Here is a 21486-nt window from a genome sequence, read left to right on the forward strand (position 1 = left end):
CTACCTATCTTTGTTTATGGGCTTCCTGTTGTCCCGCGCCACTGTACGAACGACCTGGACGCCATGAACCACGTCTGCTCGGCTTTGCCTGGGTCGACGGTGGACGGGATGGGAGCCCTTCTCGCAACCACCCGCGGACCCGCACCCGACAGCGCTACCCCCGGCCCCCGGTGCCGGAGCGCCCCCGCCGGAGGCATCGTCTTTGACCGTGGCCGGCATGTGTCGGGTGCTCGACTCATGTTCCCGGCCTGACCCCTTGTGGGCGCGCGTCGGCGCAGCGCCCGTAGCGCGGGCCGAAGGCATGAGCGCGAAGGGCAGCGGAGCCGGGAAGCGCGCCCGGCGGAGCGGAGCGCAGCCGGTCTTGATGAAGTAGGGAAAGTTCTATCGCGCTGGTGTCAGCCGCTTGCCGTCATGGCTTCGGACGTGAGGACCTGCCCCGTCGAGGGCATCGAGGAGCCGGATCGAGTAGACCTCGGACATATATTCGCTGACCTCGTCGGGCGTCAGCCACTCCACGGCCGTGGACTCGTCCGACGTGCGCTCCTCGCCGCCCGCGGGCTTGCAGCGGAACACCAAAGCGACGACGCCTCGGGTGGTGTTCTTGTAGACGCCGGTCAGCTCGTCCACCTCGACGTGGATGCCGGTCTCTTCCCAGACCTCCCGCCGTACGCCCGCCTCCGGGGACTCCTCCAACTCGAGTACGCCGCCGGGGAGCTCCCACGTGCCGTTGTCCGCTCGGCGGATCGCCAGGAGTCGGCCGTCATCGCGGACCACCACTCCGGCTACGGACACGGAGTGCAGTGGCGTTGACTGGCCTTCCTTGGCGCTGTTACTCATGTACAGGAGCATAGGAGGAAGAAAAGGACTATGGGAACTGCAGCAGGAGAGGGGAGGTCCGTCCCTCAGTACGTGCGGATCGCTGAGGATCTTGTTCAGCAGATCAGGGCTGGTGTCCTCAAGCCTGGTGAGCTGGTGCCGAGCGAATCGGAGCTGGTCGAGCGCTACGGCGTCTCGGGCGGCACGATCCGTAAGGCCATGGTCGAGGTCCGGGCCAGTGGGCTCGTGGAGACCCGGCACGGCAAGGGCTCCATCGTGAAGGACCGGCCGCCGGTACGGCACCGCTCCTCCGACCGCTTCCGGCGTTCGCACCGCCAGGGCGGCAAGGCCGCCTACCTCGCCGAATCCGCGCAGTCCGGCGCCACGGCGAAGGTGAGCGTGCTCTACATCGGGCCCATGGAGGCCCCGGAGGATGCTGCCGAACGGCTCGGCGTTTCGGCCGGCACTCAGGTCCTGGCCCGTCGACGCCTCTACTTCCGCAACGGCACCCCGGTCGAGACGGCTTCCTCGTACCTCCCGTGGGATGTCGTGAAGGACATCCCCGAGCTGTTCGCCGAGAACCCCGGCGGTGGCGGCATCTATGCCCGACTCGAAGACCACGGGCACGAGTTCGCGGAGTTCGTCGAGACCTTGCAGGCGCGTCCGGCCTCCAAGGCGGAGGCGTCCGAGCTGGCGCTGAGCCCCGGTGACCCGGTGGTTCATCTGATTCGTGAGGCCCGGACGACCGAGGGTCGCGTGGTCGAGGTGTGCGACACCCTCATGGCCGCTGACCAGTTCGTTTTCGAGTACCGGATCCCCGCCGCCGACTGACGCACCCTCGCTGATCCGCAGCCCGTCGTGACTTTTCTGTCGCGGCGGGTTGACTCATGTATAGGAGTGTTGCACTCTTCTTCATGTCACTCATGTACATGAGTGACGGAGTCCAGCATCTCTATAGGAGTGATCTCTGTGCGTCAGATCCCCGTCGACACCTCCGCCGCCACCGTCATGGTCGCCAAGACCCCGCAGATCAAGGTCAAGGACCGTAAGACCGGTGAGGTCGCCCTGGACGTCGAGACCGGCGGCAAGCTGATGACCGTGGACGTGATGTTCGCGGCCAACGACCAGGTGGAGATCCTGTCCGTCACCGTCCCCGAGACCGGCGTCTCCGAGGAGCTGACGATGGGTACGCCCGTCGCGCTCACCGGCCTGATCGCCCGCCCGTGGGAGAACGAGTTCAACGGGCAGAAGCGGCACGGCATCGCCTTCCGCGCCATCGCCGTCACCTCGCTCGCCGCTTCTGCGGCCACGGCCAAGGCGGCCTGATCATGGGCGAGTTCCTCGTCATCGTGCTCCTGGTGGCGGCCGCCGTCGCAGGTCTTCTGCGGTGGCGGCGCCCCGCCTGGTACTGGGTCTGCTTCGGCGCCGTGCTCGCGTCGCTGCGGCTCCTGGTCCGCTACGCCTCCGTGATGGAGGCCTGCGGGCTGACGGTCCCGCCGTCACGCTGGCGCCTCACACTCGCCCGCCTGGCCAACCGGCCTCTGCCCGAGTCCCGCTCCCCGCGCATCCTGCGGCTGCGACCCACCCGGACCGGCCTCGTCCTGCGCCTCAAGCTCCGCCCCGGACAGGACGCCTTCGACTTCTCCGCCGCCACGGATCGGCTCCGCCACTCCTTCGGGATGTGCGGTGTCAGCTCCCGTGAACTTCGCTCCGGTGTCGTCGAGTTGAGGATGACCGGCTACGACGTGCTCAAGCGGGTGCAGATGCCGAATGCCGCCAGCACTGCCGCCGATGCGTCGCCGCTACGTGTCCCGGTCGCGCTGCGCGAGGACGGCTCGGTGCATTACCGCGACTACCGGGCCGTCCCGCACGGCCTGACCCTCGGCGCCACCGAGTCCGGCAAGTCCGTCTACCAGCGCAATCTCGTGTGCGGCCTCGCCCCGCTCGACGTCGCCCTGGTCGGCATCGACTGCAAACAAGGCGTCGAACTCTTCCCGCTCGCCCGCCGGTTCTCCGCGCTCGCCGACGACCCGAACACCGCGCTCGAACTCCTCGACGCGCTCGTCGACCACATGCAGGAGGTCTACCAACTCATCCGCGCCGAACAGCGCATCAGCGTCGGCGTCCCGGACGCGGAGATCGCCGCCGACATCTGGGACCTGCCCGCCGACCTGCGCCCGACCCCGGTCGTCGTCCTGGTCGACGAGGTCGCCGAACTCGCCCTGTACGCCTCCAAGGACGAGGAGAAGCGCCGCGACCGCATCGTCACCGCGCTCGTCCGCCTCGCCCAGCTCGGCCGCGCGGCCGGCATCTACCTGGAGATCTGCGGCCAACGCTTCGGCTCCGAACTCGGCAAGGGCATCACCATGCTCCGCGCCCAGCTCACCGGCCGCACCGCCCACCGCGTCAACGACGAGACCAGCGCCAACATGGCCTTCGGCGACATCTCCCCGGACGCCGTGATCGCCGCCATCCAGATCTCGCCCGACACCCCCGGCATCGCCGTGGCCGGTGATTCGACCGGCGGCTGGGCCCGCATCCGCGCCCCGCACACCTCGCTGCGCGACGCCGTGAACCTCTGCAACGCCCACGCCGACCGCACGCCGGACCTGCCCGCGCTCGCCGCCTTCCGGCCCGCCGTGCCCGCGCCCGCCCCGGCGCCCGTGTCGCTCACCAAGGCCGCCACAGTCACGGCCTGACTCTCCCTCGCTCCACGGTCGGCGCGACCGCCCCGCGCCACGCCCCTACCCCGCCCATGCCGAAAACAGGAGGCCAACTCATGGACGCCAACGAGGACTTCGCCCGCACCGCCGCCCTCCTCGGCGCACTCGACCTGTACGAGCGCCGCTACGAGACCGACGCCGCGTTCGTCGAGGTCATCGCCCCGGCACTGGCCCTGTCGCTCCCGATCGGGGTCCTGCCGCCCATGCCGTACGACGGCAACGACGACCCGGCGGAGGGCTGACCGGTGACGGCCCGCCCCACGCTCCGACCGGACGCCGTCCTGGTCCAGGCCGTCATCGCCGGAGCCCTCTCCTTCGCCCACCTCCACGACCTGGCCGCCGCTGCCGGACAAGACGGCTGGAAGGCCTGGGCCTACCCGGTCAGCGTCGACCTGCTCCTGGTCGCCGCCTGGCGTCGACTCCGGGCCGACCGGCGCTCCCGGCTGGCCTGGACCTGGTTCGCCGTCGCCCTGTTCGCCTCGCTCGGCGCCAACGTCGCCACCGCCGGACTCCTCGACGTCGACCACCCGCCCGCCTGGCTCCGCATCGGCGTCGCCGGATGGCCCGCGATCGCCTTCCTCGGAGGCACGCTCCTCGCCCACACGGCCACGGCCGCGCCCGCCGAGGACGAGCAGGAAGCGGTTCGGCCGGCACCCGAGCCCGAGCCGGAAATCGAGCGGCCGACGCCCCCGGCCCCGGAGCCCGTAGAGCCTCCGGCCGTCGAGGAAGCCCCGGCGCTCCCGGCCACCGCCACCGAGCCCGCGGCCCCACCGCCCGCCGACCCGGCCCCCGCCGTCCCGGCCGCCCTCGTCGCCCACGCCCGCAAGGTCGCCGACGACCACCGGACCCGTACCGGCGTCGCCATCGACCCCGACACCCTGCGCTCCCGCCTCGGCGTCCCGCCCCAGCTGGCCGACGCCATCGCCGCCCAACTCACCTGATCCGAAAGGAGAACCACCATGCCCGCCCGCGACCACTTCCACTCGGTGATGCAGATCGGCCCCGTCCAGGTCGGCACCCACCGCGACCGCCACGGCCGCACCAAGCACGCCGCCGTCTGCACCGCCGACCGCTGTGGCTGGTCCTCGGACTACTCCAGCCAGTCCGCCGCCCAGCTCGCCGCCCGCACCCACCGCTGCCGCGTCCGCTGAGGAGACCGCCATGGACGTCCCGCTCTGGTTCTTCGTCGCCTGCGTCGGCCTGGTCGGCATCAAGCTCATGCGCCCGCCCTGGTGGCTCGTCGCCCTCCTGCTCCTGGGCGGCTACCTCCTCGCCGACAGCGTCCTCGCCCCGGTCATCGACACCGCCGTCAAGTAACCGCCCACGGAAGGGAGTACGTCCCGATGCTGCGCCCCAAGGTCCCGTCCATGCCCGTCCCGACTGGCCAGGTCACCCCGCCCGCCGTCGTCGAGCCCACGGCGATCACGCAGTCTCAGCCCGCCCCGGTGGCGCCCCAGCCTCCGGCCTCGACCCGCCCCACGATCCAACTCACGCCCGGCGCCCTGATCACCCTCGTCGTCGGCGGCACGGGCGTCGTCCTGGTCCTCGGCACCGTCCTGGTCTCGCTGCTCCTGGCCGTCGCCATCACCGCCGGATCGACCGCCATCACCGCGCTCGTCATCCGCTCGCTCATGAACTCCGAGCACAAGCGCCGCTGACCGGCCCCCGGGCGGCCTGAAACCGCCAAGTCTCCACCGCCCGGGAGCCGTACCCAACCGATCCAAGAACCGGAAGGAACCCCCAGCATGACGCACCGCACCCGCCGCCCGTCCCGCATCTGCGCCGCCTGCGACGGCTTCGCCTCCGTCGCCATCACCCTCGGCGGCCGCGACCGGCACGGCCACCTGCGCACCATCACCGCCGACTGCGCGCCCTGCGACGGCACCGGCTTCGTCGTCCTCCGCACCCGCATCGCGCGGGAGGGCGCCCGTGCCTGACACGCTCCTCGACCCGACCACCCTCGGCGACCTGCTGAGGGTGGCTTCGGCCGCCGACTTCGACCGCTGGCAGGACCAGATCCAGCGCACCGGCGGCTGCTCCGACCCCATCCACCTCACCGGCTGGACCCTCACCAAGGACAAGACCACCGGCGAGACCCTGCACCACTACTCCACCGAGACCGAGCCGGGCGGCCGACTCCGCCTCGCCTGCGGCAACCGCCGCGCCTCCCGCTGCCCGTCCTGCGCCTTCACGTACGCGGGCGACACGTACCACCTGATCCGCGCGGGCCTGGCCGGAGACGACCGCCGCGACATCCCCTCCACGGTCCGCGACCACCCCCGCGTCTTCGCCACTCTCACCGCCCCGTCCTTCGGCCCGGTCCACAACCGCCCGGACTCCGGCACCTGCCGCTGCGGCACCCGCCACGCCACCGACGACCCCGCCCTCGGCACGGCCCTGGACCCGACTACGTACGACTACGCCGCCGCCGTCCTCTTCAACAACCACGCGGGCGACCTGTGGATGCGCTTCACAACCCGCCTGCGCCGCGAGATCGCCGCCCGCGCCGGAGTCACCCAGCGCGAACTCAAGGAGTCCGCCCGCCTCTCGTACGGCAAGGTCGCCGAGTTCCAGAAGCGCGGCGCCCTGCACTTCCACGCGGTGATCCGCATCGACGGCCCCGAAGGCCCGGAGACCCCGCCGCCATCCTGGGCCACGGTCACGCTCCTCGCCGACGCGATCCAGGCCGCCGCCGCGCACAGCTACACGTCGGTGTCGGTCCCGGCCTCCGAGGACGAACCGGCCCGCACCTTCCGCTGGGGCACCCAGCTCGACGTCCGCCCGGTCAAGGCTTTCGGCGACGGCTCCGACATCACCGAACAGGCCGTCGCCGCCTACGTCGCCAAATACGCCACCAAGGCCGCCGAGACCACCGGAACCCTCGACCGCCGCATCGGCGAACTCTCCGAACTCGACCGCCACCAGGTCCCCGACCACACCCGCCGCCTGATCGAGGCGTGCAAGCACCTGGACCCGCTGTACCCGGACCGCCGCCTCTGGGCCTGGGCTCACATGCTCGGCTTCCGGGGCCACTTCTCCTCCAAGTCCCGCCGCTACTCGACGACGCTCGGCGAACTCCGCCAGGCCCGCGCCGACTTCCGCGCCGCCCAGGAACGCGAAGCCCTCGGCAATCCCGACTACGAGCCGGACACCGTCCTGGTCCTGGCCGACTGGCAGTACGCGGGCCACGGCCACACCCCCGGCGAATCCGCCCTGGCCGCCACCATCGCCCGCGGCCTCCAACTCAACCGCGAGACAGCCCGCGAAGCCCTGGCCGACCTGACGCACGAGAAGGAGTGGTGACCATGCAGCACGCCTTGCCCGAGCGCTACCTGACACCGGTCGACGTCGCCGAGCTCCTGGCCGTCCCGGTCGAGACCGTCTACCAGTGGCGCCGCAAGCGCACCGGCCCGAAGGGGTTCCGCGTCGGCCGGCACCTTCGCTTCGACCCCGCCGACGTACGCGCCTGGGTCGAGTCGCAGATGGCGGTGGCTGCCTGATGGCTGGGCACGTCCAAGACCGTTGGTACCGGAGCGAGATCGGCCCGGACGGCAAGACCCGCAAGGTCAAGTCCGACCGTTATGGATCGGGCATGCGCTACCGAGCCCGCTACATCGGCCCGGACGGTACGGAGAAGTCCAAGAGCTTCCCGGACCGACAGAAGCGGCTCGCTGACCAGTGGCTGGCGCACACCGAAGCCGACATGGCACGCGGTCAGTACATCGACCCGCGAGCTGCGCGGATCACCTTCCAGCAGTACGCGGAGCGCTGGGTGGCCACACAGGGAGCCGACCCGAACACCCAGGCGTCGATGGAGTCGCAGCTCCGGCTGCACGCCTTCCCTCACCTGGGCGCGCGCCCTCTCGGCTCGTTCCAACCGGCCCACATCCGTGACTGGGTGCGGAAGCTCCAGGAGAACGGCGTCCGAGGTTCGTACGCCCGGACCATCTACTCCAACGTGCGCGCCGCCCTGTCCGCCGCTGTCGATGACGGGCACCTCCCCCGGAACCCGTGCGCCGCTCGCTCGGTCCGGCCGCCAACGGTCGACGCCAAGCGCGTCATCCCGTGGACCCCTGAGCGCGTCTTCGCCGTCCAGGCCGCCATGCCCGAGCGATACCAGTCGATGGTCGACCTCGGCGGTGGCTGCGGACTTCGACAAGGCGAGATCCTCGGCGTCGCCGTCGACGCGATCGACTTCGAGTCGGAGACCCTGCACGTCGTCCAGCAGCTCAAGCTCAGCCGCAGCAAGCCCGTATTCGCCCCTCCCAAAGGCGGCAAGCTCCGGGACACGCCGCTCCCCGGCCCCGTCGCCGACGCGCTGCGTGCCCACATGAAGGAGTTCCCGCCGGTCGAGATCACGCTGCCCTGGAAGGTCGCCGACGGGCCGCCCGTGACCAAGCGGCTGATCTTCACCGCTCCGCGCGGCGGGCACGTCTGGCGTACCTCGCTCAACGAAGAGGCGTGGAAACCGGCGCTGGCCGCTGCCGGAGTGATCCCCACACCCAAGCGGGGCGAGCCCTACGCGGAGTCACGCGAGAACGGCATGCACGCCCTGCGGCACTTCTACGCCTCGGTCCTCCTGGACGCCGGAGAGAGCATCAAGGCCGTCGCCGAGTACCTCGGGCACTCAGACCCCGGACTCACGCTCCGCGTGTACGCGCACCTGATGCCCTCCAGTCAGGAGAGGACCCGTAAAGCGGTCTCCTCCATCTTCAGCAGCACCTACCGCCACCGCCCACACACATCCTGACCAGGCAAAATATACAGTTTGTTTGGTTGCCGTGCTAGGCTCATCGACATTCAATTTTTGGAGAGCCTAGCTCGGCAAGTCGCAAGGCTGCACAACCAGCACCCACAGACATCTTTTGTACGGAACGGTTTCTCAGCCTGCGACCGAACAACTTTCAGAGTTGTTCGGTTCGGTTTCTTGGGCATCGAGCGAACAGATTCAAATTTTGTTCGGTACGGTTTCTCAACTTCACACCGAACAAAATCGAGGTTGATCGTGGGCCGACCGTCACGCGCTAGCGTCTACCAGGGCATGGACGAGGCGATCCGCGAGCTTCAGGACCGGTTCGGCGGCCTCCCCACCCCCACCGAAGCCGAGGACATCTGGTCCGATCTTTGGCACGAGGAAGCGCACAACAGCACCGCCCTGGAGGGCAACACGCTTGTCCGTCGCGAGGTGGCACAGCTCCTCGAGGACGGGAAGGCGGTCGGCGCCAAACCACTCCGTGACTACATGGAGGTACGGGGCTACGGCGACGCAGCCAAGTGGGTCTACGGCCAAGCCCTAGAACCCGGCGACTGGACCGACGGTTGCATCATCACCTTGCAAGAGGTGCGCAACATCCACCACGTCCTGATGACGCCAGTCTGGACTGTAGAGCCTCACCCCGACGCTTCCGACTTCGAAGGTCCCGGCAGCTTCAGGCAACACGAGATCGCGGCCTTCAGCGAGGGCATGAAGCCGCCCTCATGGACTGACGTAGACCATCTGATGCGGGACTGGGTCGCCGATGCCGACAAACTGCGGGCCACGAACGAGAGCGCCTCCCTCCCGGAAAAGGTGGCGCAGCTGCACAACCGGTTCGAGCAGATCCACCCGTTCCTAGACGGGAACGGCAGAACTGGCCGTCTCGTACTTAACTTGCTCCTTGGCCGCCTGGGCTACCCGCCCGCGATCATCTACAAGCGCGATCGGGACAAATACCTCAAGGCGATGCGCCGCGGCGACCGAGGGGAGTATGGCCCCCTCGCCGAGCTGATCGCACGAAGTGTGACGACCAACCTGTACCGCTTCGTCCTGCCAGCTGTAGCAGGACCCGTGAAGCTCGTCCCGTTGGCAGCTTTGGCAACAGAAGGCATCTCTGAGAACGCTCTCCGCGTGGCGGCAAGCCGCGGAAGACTGCGAGCGGTCAAGGCCGAGGATGGCTCTTGGCGCAGCAGCCGCAAATGGCTTGAGCAGTACGAGGAGTCCAAGTACCAACGCGCCGATAAAGGGTAGAGCTAGCTACCCACGGCCCATAGACGGCCCAAGGGCACAACAAAGACCCCCTACCAGCGGGAAAACCGCAGGTAGGGGGCTTCTTCGTAGGCTCTTACTTCTTCTTGCCCTGGTTCTTGACCGCCTCGATGGCCGCCCTGGCCGCGTCGGGGTCCAGGTAGGTGCCGCCGGCCTTGACCGGCTTGAAGTCCGCGTCCAGCTCGTAGGCGAGCGGGATGCCGGTCGGGATGTTCAGGCCCGCGATGTCGGCGTCGGAGATGCCGTCGAGGTGCTTGACCAGGGCGCGGAGGCTGTTCCCGTGGGCCGCGACCAGGACCGTCTTCCCGGTGAGCAGGTCCGGGACGATGCCGTCGAACCAGTACGGCAGCATGCGCGTGACGACGTCCTTGAGGCACTCCGTCTGCGGGCGCAGCTCCGGCGGGAGCGTCGCGTAGCGGGGGTCCTCGAACTGGGAGTACTCGGCGTCGCGGTCCAGGGGCGGCGGCGGGGTGTCGTACGAGCGGCGCCACAGCATGAACTGCTCCTCGCCGAACTCGGCGAGGGTCTGCGCCTTGTCCTTGCCCTGGAGGGCGCCGTAGTGGCGCTCGTTCAGGCGCCAGCTGCGGTGGACCGGGATCCAGTGGCGGTCCGCGGACTCCAGCGACAGCTGGGCCGTGCGGATCGCGCGCTTCTGGAGCGACGTGTGGACGACGTCGGGGAGCAGGCCGGCGTCCTTGAGCAGCTCACCGCCGCGGACCGCCTCCTTCTCGCCCTTCTCGTTCAGGTTGACGTCCACCCATCCGGTGAACAGGTTCTTCGCGTTCCACTCGCTCTCGCCGTGGCGGAGGAGGATCAGCTTGTACGGTGCGTCGGCCATGGGGGCGAGCCTAATCGACCCGTCCGGCGCCCGCCGATTGACGGTCCCCGTCAATTGAGTGGCCCGTACGAATACCCGGCACGTAAGTTACGTAAACCTGCTGCACTGCTTACTTACGCCCCGGGGGATGCACCCATGTCAGTCGCCTCGCTCAGACGTGCCGCCCAGGAGTCCGTCTCCGGGCTGCCGCGCGAATTCTGGTGGCTGTGGACCAGCACCCTCGTCAACCGGCTCGGGAACTTCGTTCTTACGTTCCTCGCGCTGTACCTGACCGCCTCGCGCGGGTTCTCGGCCGCGTACGCCGGGCTCGTCGCCTCGCTGATCGGGCTCGGCGGGGTCATCGCGTCCGTACTCGGCGGGGTGCTCGCCGACCGGCTCGGGCGGCGGCCGACGCTGCTCGGCGCGCAGCTCGCCACCTCGGCGACGGTCGCCGCGCTCGCCTTCGTGCGCGACCCGGCGTGGATCGCGGTCACCGGCTTCGCCCTCGGTCTCGCGTCGAACGCCTCGCGGCCCGCGATCCAGGCGATGATGGCCGACATCGTGCGCCCCGAGGACCGGGTGCGGGCGTTCTCGCTCAACTACTGGGCGATCAACCTGGGGTTCGCCGTCTCGTCGGTGTACGCCGGCTTCCTCGTCGCGCAGAGCTACACGCTCGGGTTTCTCGTCGAGGCGGCCATGACGCTCGCCTGCGCCTGCGTCGTCTTCGTGAAGGTGAAGGAGTCGCGGCCGACGAGCACGGTGGTGCCCGGCGCGCCGTCCAGCCCGGTGGTCACCATGGGGACCGTGCTGCGCGACGGCCGCTTCATGCTGATGGTGGGTCTTTCGTTTCTGGTCGCGGTCGTGTTCACGCAGAGTTCGGTCGGGCTGCCGATCGTCATGGGCGAGAACGGGCTCAGCAGTTCGGACGTCGGGCTCGTCGCCGGCGTGAACGGGCTCGTGATCGTCGCGCTGCAGATCCCGCTGACCCGGTTCATCGAACGCCGCGACCCCGGCCGCCTGTTGACCGTCTCCTCGCTCCTGATCGGCTACGGCTTCGCGCTCACCGCCATCGCCGGATCGCTCGCCGCGTACGCGCTCACGGTCGTGGTGTGGACGCTCGGCGAGATGATCAACGCGCCTACGCAGTCGGGGCTCGTGGCCCGGCTCTCCCCCGCCGAGGGGCGCGGCCGCTACCAGGGCGTCTACACCATGTCGTGGTCGGCGGCGGCCCTCGTGGCCCCGCTCGCGGGCGGCTGGGTGATCGACTCGGCGGGCGCCGGGTGGCTGTGGGCGGGATGCGCGGCCCTCGGCACGGTGACGGCGATCGGCTACTGGGTGTTGATGCGCGAGCTGTCGGACACGGAGCCTTCGGTGCCCGTCGCCGCGGCTCCCGTGGCGGCTCCCGTCGAGGCCGGGAACAGCCCGGCTTGACCGGGCAGTTCGGCGGGTACGTGACCGTACATGGCCGAACCCCCTAGGACCTCCTCCAGAACTGACGAACCGCCCAGAACGCTGGTGGGCGGCGTCGAGGTCGACGTCCCCAACAGCATCCCGGCGATTCGCGCCGCGCTCGAACCGAACCGTCGGCACGAGTTCGACAAGGCGATCAACGCGGCGGGCGTCGGCGAGATCCACGCCGTCATGCGGCACTGGATGCTGGAGGCGGTTCCGGACCCGGAGGCCGACGCGATCCTGGCCAGGCTCGCCCACGACGAGGCGGAGAGGCGGGGCCCGGCGTGAGCCGCAGACGCAGGCGCGCCGCCTGCCGCGTCGCCTACGCACCGCCCGCCGACGACACGCTCGCCAAGATGGCCAACCCGGACGCCTTCCGCGACGAGATGGCCCGCACGCTCTCCCACGACCCCTACGGCCACGGTTCCACCACGGTCTCCGGAGAGCGCGACCGCCGCGAGGCGACGGTCGGCGGGGCGATAGTCCTCTATTACGTCTCCGGGTCGGTGCTGACCGTGACGGTGGTGCGGATGGTGGCGCTCAACTAGCGCGCAACCAGCGCTCAACCAGCAAGCAGCTGGCCCACCAGGTGGACTACTTGGCGGGTCGCTGGGTCAGATGCGTGAACGCGTCCAGGTTGCGCGTCGACTCGCCGCGCGACACCCGCCACTCGTACTCCTTGCGGATCGCGCTCGCGAAGCCCAGTTCGAGGAGCGTGTTGAAGGAGCCGTCCGCCGCTTCCAGCACCGAGCCGAGGAGCCGGTCCAGTTCGTCGGGGGTGACGGCGGCGAGCGGTAGCTTCCCGGTGAGGTAGATGTCGCCGAGCTGGTCGACCGCGTAACTCACGCCGTACAGGCGCAGATTGCGCTCCAGGAGCCACCGGTGCACCCCGGCCTCGTTCTCGTCCGGGTGGCGGATCACGAAGGCGTTGAGCGAGAGGCTGTGCCGGCCGGCGCGCAGGGACAGCGTCGTCGAGAGCTTGCGGGTGCCGGGCAGCTTCACGACGTACGAGCCCGGCTCCGGGCTCTCCCACTCCAGCTCGGCGTCCTTCAACGTGGACTCGATGACGTCGTGTGCCGGTCGCTGGTGTCCTTCGTCAGCCATGGTGCGAGGGTATGTGATGGCGCCGCGCCTGCATCGCCGCCGTGTAGACGTCCGCCGTGGCGGAGGCCGCCGTGTCCCAGCCGAAGGAGAGGGCGTGGCGGGCGGCCGCGTTGCCCATGGTGTCGACCAGGTGGGGGTGGTCGGCGAAGTCGCGGAGCACGCGCGCGTAGTGGGCCGGTTCGTGGCCGTCGACAAGGAAGCCGGTCTTTTCGTCGCGCACGGCTACGGGGAGGCCGCCCACGGACGCGGCGATCACCGGCGTACCGGCGGCCTGGGCCTCTATGGCGACGAGTCCGAAGGACTCGTTGTAGGAGGGCATGACGAGGACGGACGCGGCGCGGAACCAGTCCGCGAGCGCCTCCTGGCCAACCGGCGGCTGGAAGCGGACGACGTCCGCGACGCCGAGCTTCGCGGCGAGCTTCTGGAGCGCCGCCGGCTTGGCGAGGCCGCTGCCGCTGGGGCCTCCGACCACCGGGACGACCATGCGGGAGCGGAGTTCCGGGCGCTCGTCGAGGAGGACGGCGACCGCCTTCAGGAGGATGTCGGGCGCCTTCAGGGGCTGGATGCGGCCCGCGAAGAGGGGGATCAGGGCGTCCTGCGGCAGGCCGAGGCGGGCGCGAGCGGCGGCCCTGCCGTCGGCGGGGCGGAAGCGGTCCAGGTTCACGCCGGGGTGCACCACCGCGACGCTCCCGGGGTCCGCCTCGTAGTAGCGGACCAGCTCGTCGGCCTCCTCCGCCGTGTTCGCGATGAGGCGGTCGGCGGCGCGCACGATCTGGGTCTCGCCGATGACGCGGGCGGCCGGCTCGGGGGTGTCGCCCTCGGCGAGCGACGCGTTCTTGACCTTGGCCATGGTGTGCATGGCGTGCACGAGGGGCGCGCCCCAGCGCTCGGCGGCCAGCCAGCCGACCTGCCCGGACAGCCAGTAGTGCGAGTGGACGAGGTCGTAATAGCCGGGGCGGTGACCCGCCCACGCCTGCATGACTCCGTGGGTGAAGGCACAGAGCTGGGCGGGCAGGTCCTCCTTGGCGAGGCCTTCGTAGGGGCCCGCGTCCACATGTCGTACGAGGACGCCCGGCGCGAGCTCGACCTCCGGCGGCAGGCCCCCGGAGGTGGCGCGGGTGAAGATCTCGACCTCGATGTTGATCGCCGCGAGCCGCTTGGCGAGCTCGACTATGTAGACGTTCATGCCGCCCGCGTCGCCCGTTCCGGGCTGGTGGAGGGGCGAGGTGTGCACGCTGAGCATCGCGACGCGGCGGGGGCGGCGATGCGCACCGGGGAACCGCAGCAGGGCCGGAGCAGCCCCGGAGCGGCGGAACCTGGTCACGTACTGGCTCACGTGGCGGGCCCTCCTTGGTGGGCGGACTGCGGGCACGACGACCGGAGGGCACAGGCCCTCTTCCAAGGCGGCAACGCCGGAGTCGGCTGCTCCATTTCCACTTTGCCGAATCATTACCGTACGGGTCTCAACCAAAGCCGCGCCGGGCGCAGCACATACCCTCTTGAGCATGAGCCCGCGCCCCTCCTCCCGCCCCGTGGGAACCGTGACGCGAGGCACCACCAACCCCAATCGACTCCGCCGCATGGACCGCTGGATCGCGGCCGTGCACGGCGCCGCGCTGCGCCGCGCCGACGACCCGGTGGCGGTCGACCTCGGCTACGGCGCGGCGCCCTGGACCGCGGTGGAACTCCTGACCCGGCTGCGCGGGGCGGCGCCGCACGCGCGCGTGGTGGGCATCGAGATCGAACCGGCGCGGGTCGCCGCCGCGAAGCCGTACGAGCGCGACGGGCTCACGTTCCGGCACGGCGGCTTCGAGCTGCCACTGAGTACTCCCCCGGTCCTGATCCGCGCCGCGAACGTGCTGCGCCAGTACGACGAGGAGCAGGTCGCCGCGGTGTGGCAGCGGCTGTGCGGGCGGCTCGCGCCGGACGGCCTTCTCGTGGAGGGCACGTGCGACGAGATCGGGCGCCGGCACGTGTGGGTGGCGCTCGACCCCGAGGGCCCGCGGACCGTGACGTTCGCGACCCGGATCGGTTCCTTGGACACCCCGTCCGACCTGGCCGAACGTCTACCCAAGGCGCTGATCCACCGCAATGTCCCCGGTGAGCCGGTGCACGCCTTCCTGCGCGATTTCGACCGGGCGTGGGCCTCGGCCGCGCCCTATGCCTCGTACGGTGCGCGGCAGCGCTGGATCCGGGCGGTGCGGGAGCTGTCGGCGGACTGGCCGGTGGTGGACAGGGCGGGGCGCTGGCGGCAGGGTGAAGTGACCGTGGCGTGGGGGGCGTTGGCGCCGCGGCGGGTTTCGACGGGCGGCTGAGACGCGGCGGAAGTCGAGGGAACGATCTCGGGACCTCGTTCGTCGAACCGTGCGGGGCAGTTGCCGCACCGCGCCGGGGTCTGTCGGTTTCGAGGCGCGCATGGCACCATCCCCGGAGCGCTCGACTTACTGACGGTCCATCAGGTTTGTCTCGGCTGTGGGGGCGGAAGCGGATGAGCAAGCGGAGCACGACGACGGTGGCGGCTCTGGCGCTGGTGTGCGCCGTGACCGTACTGGCGCCGACGGGACTGGCGTACGCGGAGCCGTCCCCCTCTCCATCCTCCCCATCGCCGTCAAGTTCCCCCGGGGTCAAGGACCTTGAGTCGGTCCGCAAGAAGATCGACAAGCTGTACCACCAGGCCGCGGTCGCCACCGACGAGTACAACGCGGCGGAGGAGAAGGCGGCCGACCAGTCCGACCAGATCGTGAAGCTGGCCCGGAAGATCGCCGCGGGCCAGCAGAAGCTCGACGGCCTCAAGGGCCGGGCGGGCGCGGCGGCCCGGGAGCAGTACCGCACCGGCGGGATCTCCCAGGAGACGCAGTTCATGCTCGCCGGCGACCCGAGCCGCTTCCTCGACAACGCGGGCCGCGCCTACCAGGGGCAGCAGGCCACGCGGAACCTGATGTCCCGCCTCACCAAGGCCCAGGACACCCTGCAGGCGTACGCGGACGAAGCCTCCGCCAAGTGGAAGGCGCTGGACGAGGGGCGCAAGAAGAAGGCCGCCGCGAAGGAGCGGATCGAGAAGCAGATCAAGGCGGCGCAGAAGATCGAGGACAAGCTCGCCAAGAAGGAGCGCGAGCAGCTGCGGCAGCTGGAGGAGGCGGCCGAGCAGAAGGCGCAGACGGAATGGCTCTCCTCGGGCGTCCTGAAGGAGATCGACGGCAAGGCGTCGGCCCCCGGCAAGAAGGCCGTGCGCTACGCCTCGGAGCAGCTGGGCAAACCGTACGTGTGGGGCGCCGAGGGCCCGAAGTCGTTCGACTGCTCGGGCCTGACCTCGCAGGCGTGGGCGTCGGCGAAGCGGCCGATTCCGCGCACGTCGCAAGAGCAGTGGAAGCAGCTGAAGCACATCGCCATCAAGGACATGCGACCCGGCGACCTGATCATTTACCACGACGACGCCAGCCATGTCGGGATGTACATAGGCAAGGGCGCGATCATCCACGCACCCCGCCCGGGGCGGAACGTGACGGTCGCGGGCGCGGGCTCCATGGCGATGCTCGGGGTGGTCAGGCCCGACGCCTGAGGCCCGGGTGACCGGATGCCGGACATGGGCCCCGACGGGTGATGTGCCCCACGTGACCCATGGCACGCGGAGCGCCGCGGTTGCGGCCCACCGGCGTGACGTTCGTCATCCTCGGCCCGTCCGACCAGGGACGGAACCCACCCAATTCCGGTGCGGGGAGCGGCATATGACGCCGGCCCCTTGCCGCTCACCATTCCGTTCGGGCGTCGGCTACCGCTAAGGTCCCCGTCGGTGGTGCGAGGACCTTCGTCCCACCGTGCCCTCGGGGGGAGGGAAGGAACCGAAGCGATGCCCGTACCCGTACCGCGGCAGAGAGCCATCCCGGCCGTGGAAAGTGGTCAGGCTCAGGACGCGCACACCACGACCGACACGTACGACCTGCGAGGCGAGCGGCCGATCACCCACCGCCCCGCCGCCAACGACGTACAGCTCGATGCCAACGACATACAGAACGACCCGCAGAGCGCCGAGCGCGGCCGGGAGGCACCGGCCGAGGACCCCGCTCACGAGTCGGCACCCGCCGAGCGTGACGCCACCGGTCTGACGATCCTGGTCATAGAGGACGACCCGGCGGGCTCCCTCAGCATCCCCGAGATGCCCGACGCCGTGGGCAAGCCGATCCGCGTGCGCACCGCGCGCAACCTCACCGAGGCCGAGCGGCTGCTCACCGACGACGTCAGCTGCGTCCTGCTGGACCTCGCGCTGCCCGGCGCGAAGGCGGACAGGACGACGCCTGACAAGGCGAAGCCGGACGGGACTGCGCCGGAACACCACGACGAGCTGGGCACGCTGCGACACCTGCTGCGCCTCGCCCCGCGCCGGGCCGTGCTCGCCCTGACCACGTCGGGCGACGCCGAGCGCGGCGCGGAGGCGGTCCGGGTGGGCGCGCAGGACTACCTGATGCGCGACGAGCTGGACTCCCGGCTGCTCGGCCGGGCCATCCGGTACGCGGTCGAGCGCAAGCGCGCCGACATCGCGCAGCAGGGGCTCACCGAGTCCCGGCTCCGCGCGCAGGAGAACGCCCGCCTGGAGCGCGGCCTGCTGCCGAAGCCGCTGCTCGACGGTTCACCGCTGCGCTTCGCCGCCCGCTACCGTCCGGGCCGCTCGCGCGCGCTGCTCGGCGGCGACTTCTACGACACGGTGCGCACGCCCGACGGCACGGTCCATGCGATGATCGGCGACGTCTGCGGGCACGGCCCCGACGAGGCGGCGCTCGGCGTCGAACTGCGGATCGCCTGGCGGACGTTGACGTTCGCGGGCCTGTGCGGCGACGAGCTCCTCTCCACCCTCCAGCAGGTCCTGGAGCACGAGCGCGCGGACGACGAGATCTTCGCGACGCTGTGCACGGTCGACATCTCGCCGGACAGCCGGCGCGCGGGCCTGTGCCTGGCGGGCCACCCGGCACCGCTGATAGCGACCCCCGGCCGCCCCGCGGGCCTGCTCCCGTACGAGAACAACGGGCCGGCCCTCGGGCTGCTGCCGAAGGCGCGGTGGCCGCGCATGCAGGTCGAGTTGGGGCCTTCGTGGAGCCTGATGCTCTACACGGACGGCCTGATCGAGGGCCGGATCGGCCAGGGCAGGCAGCGACTCGGCCAGGAGGGCATGGTGGAGATGATCCGCCGTCAGCGCGCGCAGGGCCTGACCGGCGAGGCGCTGCTCGAGGCCGCGATGAACGAGGTGCGCGACCTCAACGGGGGCGATCTGACGGACGACGTGGCGGTACTGCTGCTCGACCGGTGAGGTCCGGGCTCAGCGGCCGCCGTGAGGTCCGGGCTCAGCGGCCGCCGTTGTACGGGCCGTACGGTCCGTCGCTGCTGGAGCCGCGGCGCTTGCTGCCCCCGCCACCACCGCCGATCTGCTTGACGGCGGGCCGCACGTCCACCATGTACACGATGGTCGCGACGAGCCCGATGATCGGCAGGAACGACAGGATCGGGAACAGCAGGTTCACGACGAACGCGATCCCGAGGATGATCAGCCAGAACGGCTTGGTCTTCTTGTCCGCCGCACGGTAGGCGTCCTCGCGCCGCACTGCGGCGTCGATGAACGCGAAGCCGCTGAAGATGATCAGCGCCGTGCTCAGCAGCCACATCACACTGGCGAACCCCTGCATCAGCACAACGCCACCACCAGAATCGTCTTCTTGAACAGTTCTTGAAGGACCTGACCGCCACGGTACCCGCACAACGGGCCGGACACTCCACAAGTGCCCGGCCCGTCGGCGTGGCCGCTACTTGGCAGGCGGCGTGGTGCCGGAGCCGGTCTTCTTGGCCGCGGGGGCCGTCTTCTTCGGCGCGGTGGTCTTCTTGGCCGCGGTGGTCTTCTTGGCGGTACCCGGCTTGTCCGCGTCGGCGGCCGAGGCGTCCTTGACGTCGGCGGCCTCCTTCGCCTCCGGCTCGGGCTCGGGCTCGACGGCCTCGGCGAGCTCGACGATCTCGTCGGCAGCCTCACCGCGCCACGTCTTCACGGCCTCCTCGCCGTGCTCGGCGACCTTCTCGTACGTCTCGCGCGCCTTGACGGCGGCCTCGGCCGCGTAGCCGACGCCGCGCAGCGCGAACTCCTGGGCGCTCTCGCCGAACTTCTTCAGATCGGTGTCGAGGCCCGCGACCAGCTCGTTCACCTTCGCCGTGAGGGTGGCCTGCGCCTCCTTGGCGCGGGTGGTCGCCTTCTCCTGCACATCCTTCGGGTCGGTCTGCCGCACGGATTCGAAGCGGGCGGGCGCCTCGCTCCGCAGCTGCTCGACGATCCCCGGCACCTTCTTGGCCTGCTGGTACGCCAGCTCGGCGGTGCCGGCGGCGAAGTAGAGCGGGGTCGGGTCGGTGAGGGTCTTGCGCAGGTCGTCCTTGATGGCCATGGCGTGGTCCTCCCGGATCACATCAACTGCTGCTTGAGGGCTCGGCATCGCCCTGCTCGTGCTCGTCGTCGCCTTGCTCGCCGTGTTCGCCGTCCGCGCCGCTTCCGTTCTCGTGCCGGAAGGCGTCGTAGATCTGCAACAGCACCTGCTTCTGACGCTCGTTGAGCGAGGGGTCGGCGAGGATGACGGCGCGCGTCTCCACCTCGGTCCGCTCCCGCTCGGCGTCGAGAATGCCGGCGTGCACGTACAACGTCTCCGCGGAGATCCGCAGCGCCTTGGCGACCTGCTGCAGAACCTCCGCGCTCGGCTTTCGCAACCCGCGCTCGATCTGACTCAGGTACGGGTTGGACACCCCGGCGGCGTCGGCGAGCTGACGGAGCGACAACTGCGCGTTGCGACGCTGCTCGCGCAGATATTCGCCGAGACTTCCGACGTTGAGCGATGCCATACCCCGATGGTGCCGCACCCACGCTAACTTTTGCAAGCACCCGCTTGCAAAAGTGTCCCACCCAACACCGGACCCGCCACGAAATCAGTGCGACGGCGCCCCCACCGGTCACCCGAAATACCGCCCGATCCCCTCCCCCAGCTGCCGGAAGCCCAGCTCGGCGGTGCTCACGGCTGTCGCCTCCAGCTCGTCGGCGGACTCACCGGCCACGATCCGCCGTGCGTTCCCCTCGGCGAGGATCCGCTGCGTGGCGACGATCTGCCCGGCCGCGATCCGCGCCTGCACCGCCGTCCCGCCGAGCGCCTGTGCGAGTGCCCGCTCGGACCGCTCCTGGTACCCGTACAGTCGCGCCACCAACTGCGGTGTCCCGTACAGCAGTCGCTGATACGCGAGCACCGCCGGGTGATCGCACAGGCCGGTGACCGGGTCGCGGCGCCGCAGCCCCTCCAGGAAATGCCACCGCAGCGCGGCCAGCGGCGACTCCCCCTCGCCCCGCCCCGCGACCACTCTCGCCGCCTCGTCCTCGTGGTCCGCGAACTGGTGCAGCACCAGGTCCTCTTTGGACGCGAAGTACCGGAACAACGTCGGCTTCGACACCTCGGCCGCGGCCGCGACCTCGGCCACGGACACGTTGTCGTACCCCTTCTCCATGAAGAGTCGAACGGCGGTCTCGGAGAGGGTCTGCCGGGTGCGCTGCTTCTTGCGTTCGCGGAGGCCGGGGGTGCGGGCGGTCATGGGGAGGAGGGTACGCACCGCCGTCGGGCCGAGGAGTCACGACCGGTTCGCTTCACTCCATGGCGGGGGCGCCGCAAGCTCCCACAGCCCGTCGAAGTGCGCGGCCCAAGTGTCGACCCCGTGCCCCGCCGCCGACCCGTCCCGTCGTCGAGCCACCTCCACCAATGAGGTGTTCGCTCCCTCCGGATCGTAATAGTCCTTGCCTCCCATGGGCCGGGTCGTTCGCACGTCACAGAGACCGTGCAGGACCGTCTCGCCGTTGAGGATCACGAGTTTGTCGCGGGGGAAGCCTTGAAACACGCGGTATTCGCAGGACAGAGCGCTTTCTGGCAGGCGCCCTCGCAAGCGCAAACTGTCCACCGCGCAGTTGAGCATCGCCTCGAAATCACTCGCCTTGTCGACGAGCCTTCGCCGGTACCGCTCATCGTCGACCGGCCTGCGGGCCTCGCCGACGAGTGAGGGGACCACCATGGGCCTGCTGAAATCCGGTATCAGAAGCCGGATGCTGATGCTCTCCACGGCATGGCCGCCGTCCAGCAGGCGACGCAAGCCTTGGTCGATACCCCTCACGAGGGTCTCCCCCGTGTAACCGAGGAACCGGATCTCCACCTCACGCGCCGAGAAGGCGGCGTCGACTCGCACCTTGAGTTCGTCCGACGACACCGTGATACGTGGAACGGGGCGCCGATCGACCGCCTCTCTCAGGTCCACGATCGCCTCATACAGTAGAAGAGCGACCACGCTGAGCAGCGAACCACCCAGAAGCGCCCGCCCTTCCAAGAAATCCGCGAACGGCTTGACGAAACTCGCCGCAAGTCCGGTGAGGAAGACGGCCACCAGCGCGGCACGCACGACCACTGGACGAAACCTCGCCGTGAAGGATCTCTGTTCCCCTGTTCCGGAACTCCTGCTTGAACCGCCCCCGCCTCGAGTCATACAGCGATGGTCATCCC

The 21486-nt window shown here is 70.0% G+C and carries 28 protein-coding genes; 19 read left to right on the forward strand and 9 right to left on the reverse strand.

What is annotated here, in order from left to right:
- Positions 1 to 381 precede the first annotated feature (381 nt).
- On the reverse strand, positions 382 to 849 hold the full coding sequence (locus ABT004_RS18225) for an NUDIX hydrolase (protein ID WP_351337685.1): 468 nt from the start codon (positions 847 to 849) through the stop codon (positions 382 to 384).
- An 18-nt stretch (positions 850 to 867) separates the two neighbouring features.
- Between ABT004_RS18225 and ABT004_RS18230 the strand changes: the two genes are divergently transcribed.
- From ABT004_RS18230 to ABT004_RS18290, 13 genes are all read left to right on the forward strand, one after another.
- Positions 868 to 1647, forward strand: a complete 780-nt coding sequence (locus ABT004_RS18230; protein ID WP_351337686.1) for a GntR family transcriptional regulator — start codon at positions 868 to 870, stop codon at positions 1645 to 1647.
- Between the two features lie 138 nt (positions 1648 to 1785).
- The gene (locus tag ABT004_RS18235; RefSeq protein WP_351337689.1) at positions 1786 to 2142 is read left to right on the forward strand and encodes an SCO3933 family regulatory protein; all 357 of its coding nucleotides are present in this window, start codon (positions 1786 to 1788) and stop codon (positions 2140 to 2142) included.
- A 2-nt stretch (positions 2143 to 2144) separates the two neighbouring features.
- On the forward strand, positions 2145 to 3515 hold the full coding sequence (locus ABT004_RS18240) for an FtsK/SpoIIIE domain-containing protein (protein WP_351337692.1): 1371 nt from the start codon (positions 2145 to 2147) through the stop codon (positions 3513 to 3515).
- Between the two features lie 80 nt (positions 3516 to 3595).
- Positions 3596 to 3781 carry a hypothetical protein gene (locus ABT004_RS18245; RefSeq protein WP_351337695.1) on the forward strand — a complete coding sequence of 62 codons (186 nt, stop codon included), beginning with the start codon at positions 3596 to 3598 and terminating at the stop codon, positions 3779 to 3781.
- 3 nt (positions 3782 to 3784) lie between these two features.
- Positions 3785 to 4480: a DUF2637 domain-containing protein gene (locus ABT004_RS18250; protein WP_351337697.1), complete on the forward strand. Its 696-nt coding sequence runs from the start codon at positions 3785 to 3787 to the stop codon at positions 4478 to 4480.
- Positions 4481 to 4498: 18 nt separating this feature from the next.
- Positions 4499 to 4690, forward strand: coding sequence for a mobile element transfer protein (locus ABT004_RS18255; RefSeq protein ID WP_266714668.1), 192 nt, complete (start codon positions 4499 to 4501; stop codon positions 4688 to 4690).
- Between the two features lie 10 nt (positions 4691 to 4700).
- On the forward strand, positions 4701 to 4856 hold the full coding sequence (locus tag ABT004_RS18260; RefSeq protein WP_328633431.1) for a hypothetical protein: 156 nt from the start codon (positions 4701 to 4703) through the stop codon (positions 4854 to 4856).
- A gap of 26 nt (positions 4857 to 4882) precedes the next feature.
- On the forward strand, positions 4883 to 5197 hold the full coding sequence (locus ABT004_RS18265; protein WP_351337700.1) for a SpdD-like protein: 315 nt from the start codon (positions 4883 to 4885) through the stop codon (positions 5195 to 5197).
- 87 nt (positions 5198 to 5284) lie between these two features.
- The gene (locus tag ABT004_RS18270; protein WP_351337703.1) at positions 5285 to 5476 is read left to right on the forward strand and encodes a hypothetical protein; all 192 of its coding nucleotides are present in this window, start codon (positions 5285 to 5287) and stop codon (positions 5474 to 5476) included.
- Positions 5469 to 6842, forward strand: coding sequence for a replication initiator protein RepSA (gene repSA / locus ABT004_RS18275; RefSeq protein ID WP_351337706.1), 1374 nt, complete (start codon positions 5469 to 5471; stop codon positions 6840 to 6842). The genes ABT004_RS18270 and repSA overlap by 8 nt, the downstream gene beginning before the upstream one ends.
- Before the next feature lie 2 nt (positions 6843 to 6844).
- Positions 6845 to 7039 (forward strand): helix-turn-helix transcriptional regulator, encoded by a 195-nt coding sequence (locus ABT004_RS18280; RefSeq protein ID WP_266714660.1) that lies wholly within the window; start codon positions 6845 to 6847, stop codon positions 7037 to 7039.
- Positions 7039 to 8289, forward strand: a complete 1251-nt coding sequence (locus ABT004_RS18285) for a tyrosine-type recombinase/integrase (protein WP_351337710.1) — start codon at positions 7039 to 7041, stop codon at positions 8287 to 8289. The genes ABT004_RS18280 and ABT004_RS18285 overlap by 1 nt, the downstream gene beginning before the upstream one ends.
- Positions 8290 to 8580: 291 nt before the next feature.
- Positions 8581 to 9546, forward strand: a complete 966-nt coding sequence (locus ABT004_RS18290; protein ID WP_351337713.1) for a Fic family protein — start codon at positions 8581 to 8583, stop codon at positions 9544 to 9546.
- Positions 9547 to 9640: 94 nt separating this feature from the next.
- On the opposite strand, the gene ABT004_RS18295 is transcribed toward ABT004_RS18290, so the two are convergent.
- Positions 9641 to 10402 (reverse strand): phosphoglyceromutase, encoded by a 762-nt coding sequence (locus ABT004_RS18295; RefSeq protein ID WP_351337716.1) that lies wholly within the window; start codon positions 10400 to 10402, stop codon positions 9641 to 9643.
- A 135-nt stretch (positions 10403 to 10537) separates the two neighbouring features.
- Between ABT004_RS18295 and ABT004_RS18300 the strand changes: the two genes are divergently transcribed.
- From ABT004_RS18300 to ABT004_RS18310, 3 genes are all read left to right on the forward strand, one after another.
- Complete coding sequence (locus ABT004_RS18300; RefSeq protein WP_351337719.1) at positions 10538 to 11812, forward strand: MDR family MFS transporter; 1275 nt, start codon at positions 10538 to 10540, stop codon at positions 11810 to 11812.
- 30 nt (positions 11813 to 11842) lie between these two features.
- On the forward strand, positions 11843 to 12121 hold the full coding sequence (locus tag ABT004_RS18305) for a hypothetical protein (protein WP_351337721.1): 279 nt from the start codon (positions 11843 to 11845) through the stop codon (positions 12119 to 12121).
- 68 nt (positions 12122 to 12189) lie between these two features.
- On the forward strand, positions 12190 to 12381 hold the full coding sequence (locus ABT004_RS18310; protein WP_351337851.1) for a hypothetical protein: 192 nt from the start codon (positions 12190 to 12192) through the stop codon (positions 12379 to 12381).
- Between the two features lie 46 nt (positions 12382 to 12427).
- On the opposite strand, the gene ABT004_RS18315 is transcribed toward ABT004_RS18310, so the two are convergent.
- Together ABT004_RS18315 and mshA are read right to left on the reverse strand one after the other, a co-directional pair.
- Entirely contained in the window at positions 12428 to 12937 is a 510-nt protein-coding gene (locus ABT004_RS18315; protein WP_351337724.1) for a type III secretion system chaperone family protein, read from the reverse strand.
- Positions 12930 to 14273: a D-inositol-3-phosphate glycosyltransferase gene (mshA, locus tag ABT004_RS18320; protein ID WP_351337726.1), complete on the reverse strand. Its 1344-nt coding sequence runs from the start codon at positions 14271 to 14273 to the stop codon at positions 12930 to 12932. Before mshA ends, ABT004_RS18315 begins: the two co-directional genes overlap by 8 nt.
- 169 nt (positions 14274 to 14442) lie before the next feature.
- On the opposite strand from mshA, the gene ABT004_RS18325 reads away from it, so the two are divergent.
- The 3 genes from ABT004_RS18325 to ABT004_RS18335 all read left to right on the forward strand — a co-directional run bounded on the left by ABT004_RS18325 (position 14443) and on the right by ABT004_RS18335 (position 18236).
- Positions 14443 to 15252, forward strand: a complete 810-nt coding sequence (locus ABT004_RS18325; protein ID WP_351337729.1) for a class I SAM-dependent methyltransferase — start codon at positions 14443 to 14445, stop codon at positions 15250 to 15252.
- 173 nt (positions 15253 to 15425) lie between these two features.
- Positions 15426 to 16496, forward strand: a complete 1071-nt coding sequence (locus ABT004_RS18330; RefSeq protein WP_351337732.1) for a C40 family peptidase — start codon at positions 15426 to 15428, stop codon at positions 16494 to 16496.
- 288 nt (positions 16497 to 16784) lie between these two features.
- Positions 16785 to 18236 (forward strand): PP2C family protein-serine/threonine phosphatase, encoded by a 1452-nt coding sequence (locus tag ABT004_RS18335; protein ID WP_351337735.1) that lies wholly within the window; start codon positions 16785 to 16787, stop codon positions 18234 to 18236.
- Between the two features lie 34 nt (positions 18237 to 18270).
- On the opposite strand, the gene ABT004_RS18340 is transcribed toward ABT004_RS18335, so the two are convergent.
- The 5 genes from ABT004_RS18340 to ABT004_RS18360 all read right to left on the reverse strand — a co-directional run bounded on the left by ABT004_RS18340 (position 18271) and on the right by ABT004_RS18360 (position 21391).
- Positions 18271 to 18609 carry a DUF2516 family protein gene (locus ABT004_RS18340; protein WP_351337737.1) on the reverse strand — a complete coding sequence of 113 codons (339 nt, stop codon included), beginning with the start codon at positions 18607 to 18609 and terminating at the stop codon, positions 18271 to 18273.
- Positions 18610 to 18726: 117 nt separating this feature from the next.
- The gene (locus tag ABT004_RS18345; protein ID WP_351337740.1) at positions 18727 to 19350 is read right to left on the reverse strand and encodes a hypothetical protein; all 624 of its coding nucleotides are present in this window, start codon (positions 19348 to 19350) and stop codon (positions 18727 to 18729) included.
- A 22-nt stretch (positions 19351 to 19372) separates the two neighbouring features.
- On the reverse strand, positions 19373 to 19798 hold the full coding sequence (locus ABT004_RS18350) for a helix-turn-helix domain-containing protein (RefSeq protein WP_351337743.1): 426 nt from the start codon (positions 19796 to 19798) through the stop codon (positions 19373 to 19375).
- A gap of 108 nt (positions 19799 to 19906) precedes the next feature.
- On the reverse strand, positions 19907 to 20533 hold the full coding sequence (locus ABT004_RS18355) for a TetR/AcrR family transcriptional regulator (RefSeq protein ID WP_351337746.1): 627 nt from the start codon (positions 20531 to 20533) through the stop codon (positions 19907 to 19909).
- A 36-nt stretch (positions 20534 to 20569) separates the two neighbouring features.
- Positions 20570 to 21391, reverse strand: coding sequence for a hypothetical protein (locus ABT004_RS18360; protein ID WP_351337750.1), 822 nt, complete (start codon positions 21389 to 21391; stop codon positions 20570 to 20572).
- Positions 21392 to 21486 lie beyond the last annotated feature (95 nt).

Source organism: Streptomyces sp. NPDC002790 (assembly GCF_040295505.1).
Taxonomy (GTDB): domain Bacteria; phylum Actinomycetota; class Actinomycetes; order Streptomycetales; family Streptomycetaceae; genus Streptomyces.

Bases quoted from the DNA above. Each gene is read 5' to 3' on its own strand.
- ABT004_RS18265 (WP_351337700.1), top strand. From the start codon at position 4,883: ATGCTGCGCCCCAAGGTCCCGTCCATGCCCGTCCCGACTGGCCAGGTC.
- ABT004_RS18270 (WP_351337703.1), top strand. From the start codon at position 5,285: ATGACGCACCGCACCCGCCGCCCGTCCCGCATCTGCGCCGCCTGCGAC.
- ABT004_RS18260 (WP_328633431.1), top strand. From the start codon at position 4,701: ATGGACGTCCCGCTCTGGTTCTTCGTCGCCTGCGTCGGCCTGGTCGGC.
- ABT004_RS18355 (WP_351337746.1), bottom strand. From the start codon at position 20,533: ATGACCGCCCGCACCCCCGGCCTCCGCGAACGCAAGAAGCAGCGCACC.
- ABT004_RS18310 (WP_351337851.1), top strand. From the start codon at position 12,190: ATGGCCAACCCGGACGCCTTCCGCGACGAGATGGCCCGCACGCTCTCC.
- ABT004_RS18240 (WP_351337692.1), top strand. From the start codon at position 2,145: ATGGGCGAGTTCCTCGTCATCGTGCTCCTGGTGGCGGCCGCCGTCGCA.
- ABT004_RS18285 (WP_351337710.1), top strand. From the start codon at position 7,039: ATGGCTGGGCACGTCCAAGACCGTTGGTACCGGAGCGAGATCGGCCCG.
- ABT004_RS18295 (WP_351337716.1), bottom strand. From the start codon at position 10,402: ATGGCCGACGCACCGTACAAGCTGATCCTCCTCCGCCACGGCGAGAGC.
- ABT004_RS18305 (WP_351337721.1), top strand. From the start codon at position 11,843: ATGGCCGAACCCCCTAGGACCTCCTCCAGAACTGACGAACCGCCCAGA.
- ABT004_RS18325 (WP_351337729.1), top strand. From the start codon at position 14,443: ATGAGCCCGCGCCCCTCCTCCCGCCCCGTGGGAACCGTGACGCGAGGC.
- ABT004_RS18315 (WP_351337724.1), bottom strand. From the start codon at position 12,937: ATGGCTGACGAAGGACACCAGCGACCGGCACACGACGTCATCGAGTCC.
- ABT004_RS18345 (WP_351337740.1), bottom strand. From the start codon at position 19,350: ATGGCCATCAAGGACGACCTGCGCAAGACCCTCACCGACCCGACCCCG.
- ABT004_RS18225 (WP_351337685.1), bottom strand. From the start codon at position 849: ATGCTCCTGTACATGAGTAACAGCGCCAAGGAAGGCCAGTCAACGCCA.
- ABT004_RS18290 (WP_351337713.1), top strand. From the start codon at position 8,581: ATGGACGAGGCGATCCGCGAGCTTCAGGACCGGTTCGGCGGCCTCCCC.
- ABT004_RS18230 (WP_351337686.1), top strand. From the start codon at position 868: ATGGGAACTGCAGCAGGAGAGGGGAGGTCCGTCCCTCAGTACGTGCGG.
- ABT004_RS18300 (WP_351337719.1), top strand. From the start codon at position 10,538: ATGTCAGTCGCCTCGCTCAGACGTGCCGCCCAGGAGTCCGTCTCCGGG.
- ABT004_RS18330 (WP_351337732.1), top strand. From the start codon at position 15,426: ATGAGCAAGCGGAGCACGACGACGGTGGCGGCTCTGGCGCTGGTGTGC.
- ABT004_RS18335 (WP_351337735.1), top strand. From the start codon at position 16,785: ATGCCCGTACCCGTACCGCGGCAGAGAGCCATCCCGGCCGTGGAAAGT.
- ABT004_RS18255 (WP_266714668.1), top strand. From the start codon at position 4,499: ATGCCCGCCCGCGACCACTTCCACTCGGTGATGCAGATCGGCCCCGTC.
- ABT004_RS18350 (WP_351337743.1), bottom strand. From the start codon at position 19,798: ATGGCATCGCTCAACGTCGGAAGTCTCGGCGAATATCTGCGCGAGCAG.
- ABT004_RS18245 (WP_351337695.1), top strand. From the start codon at position 3,596: ATGGACGCCAACGAGGACTTCGCCCGCACCGCCGCCCTCCTCGGCGCA.
- ABT004_RS18280 (WP_266714660.1), top strand. From the start codon at position 6,845: ATGCAGCACGCCTTGCCCGAGCGCTACCTGACACCGGTCGACGTCGCC.
- ABT004_RS18340 (WP_351337737.1), bottom strand. From the start codon at position 18,609: ATGCAGGGGTTCGCCAGTGTGATGTGGCTGCTGAGCACGGCGCTGATC.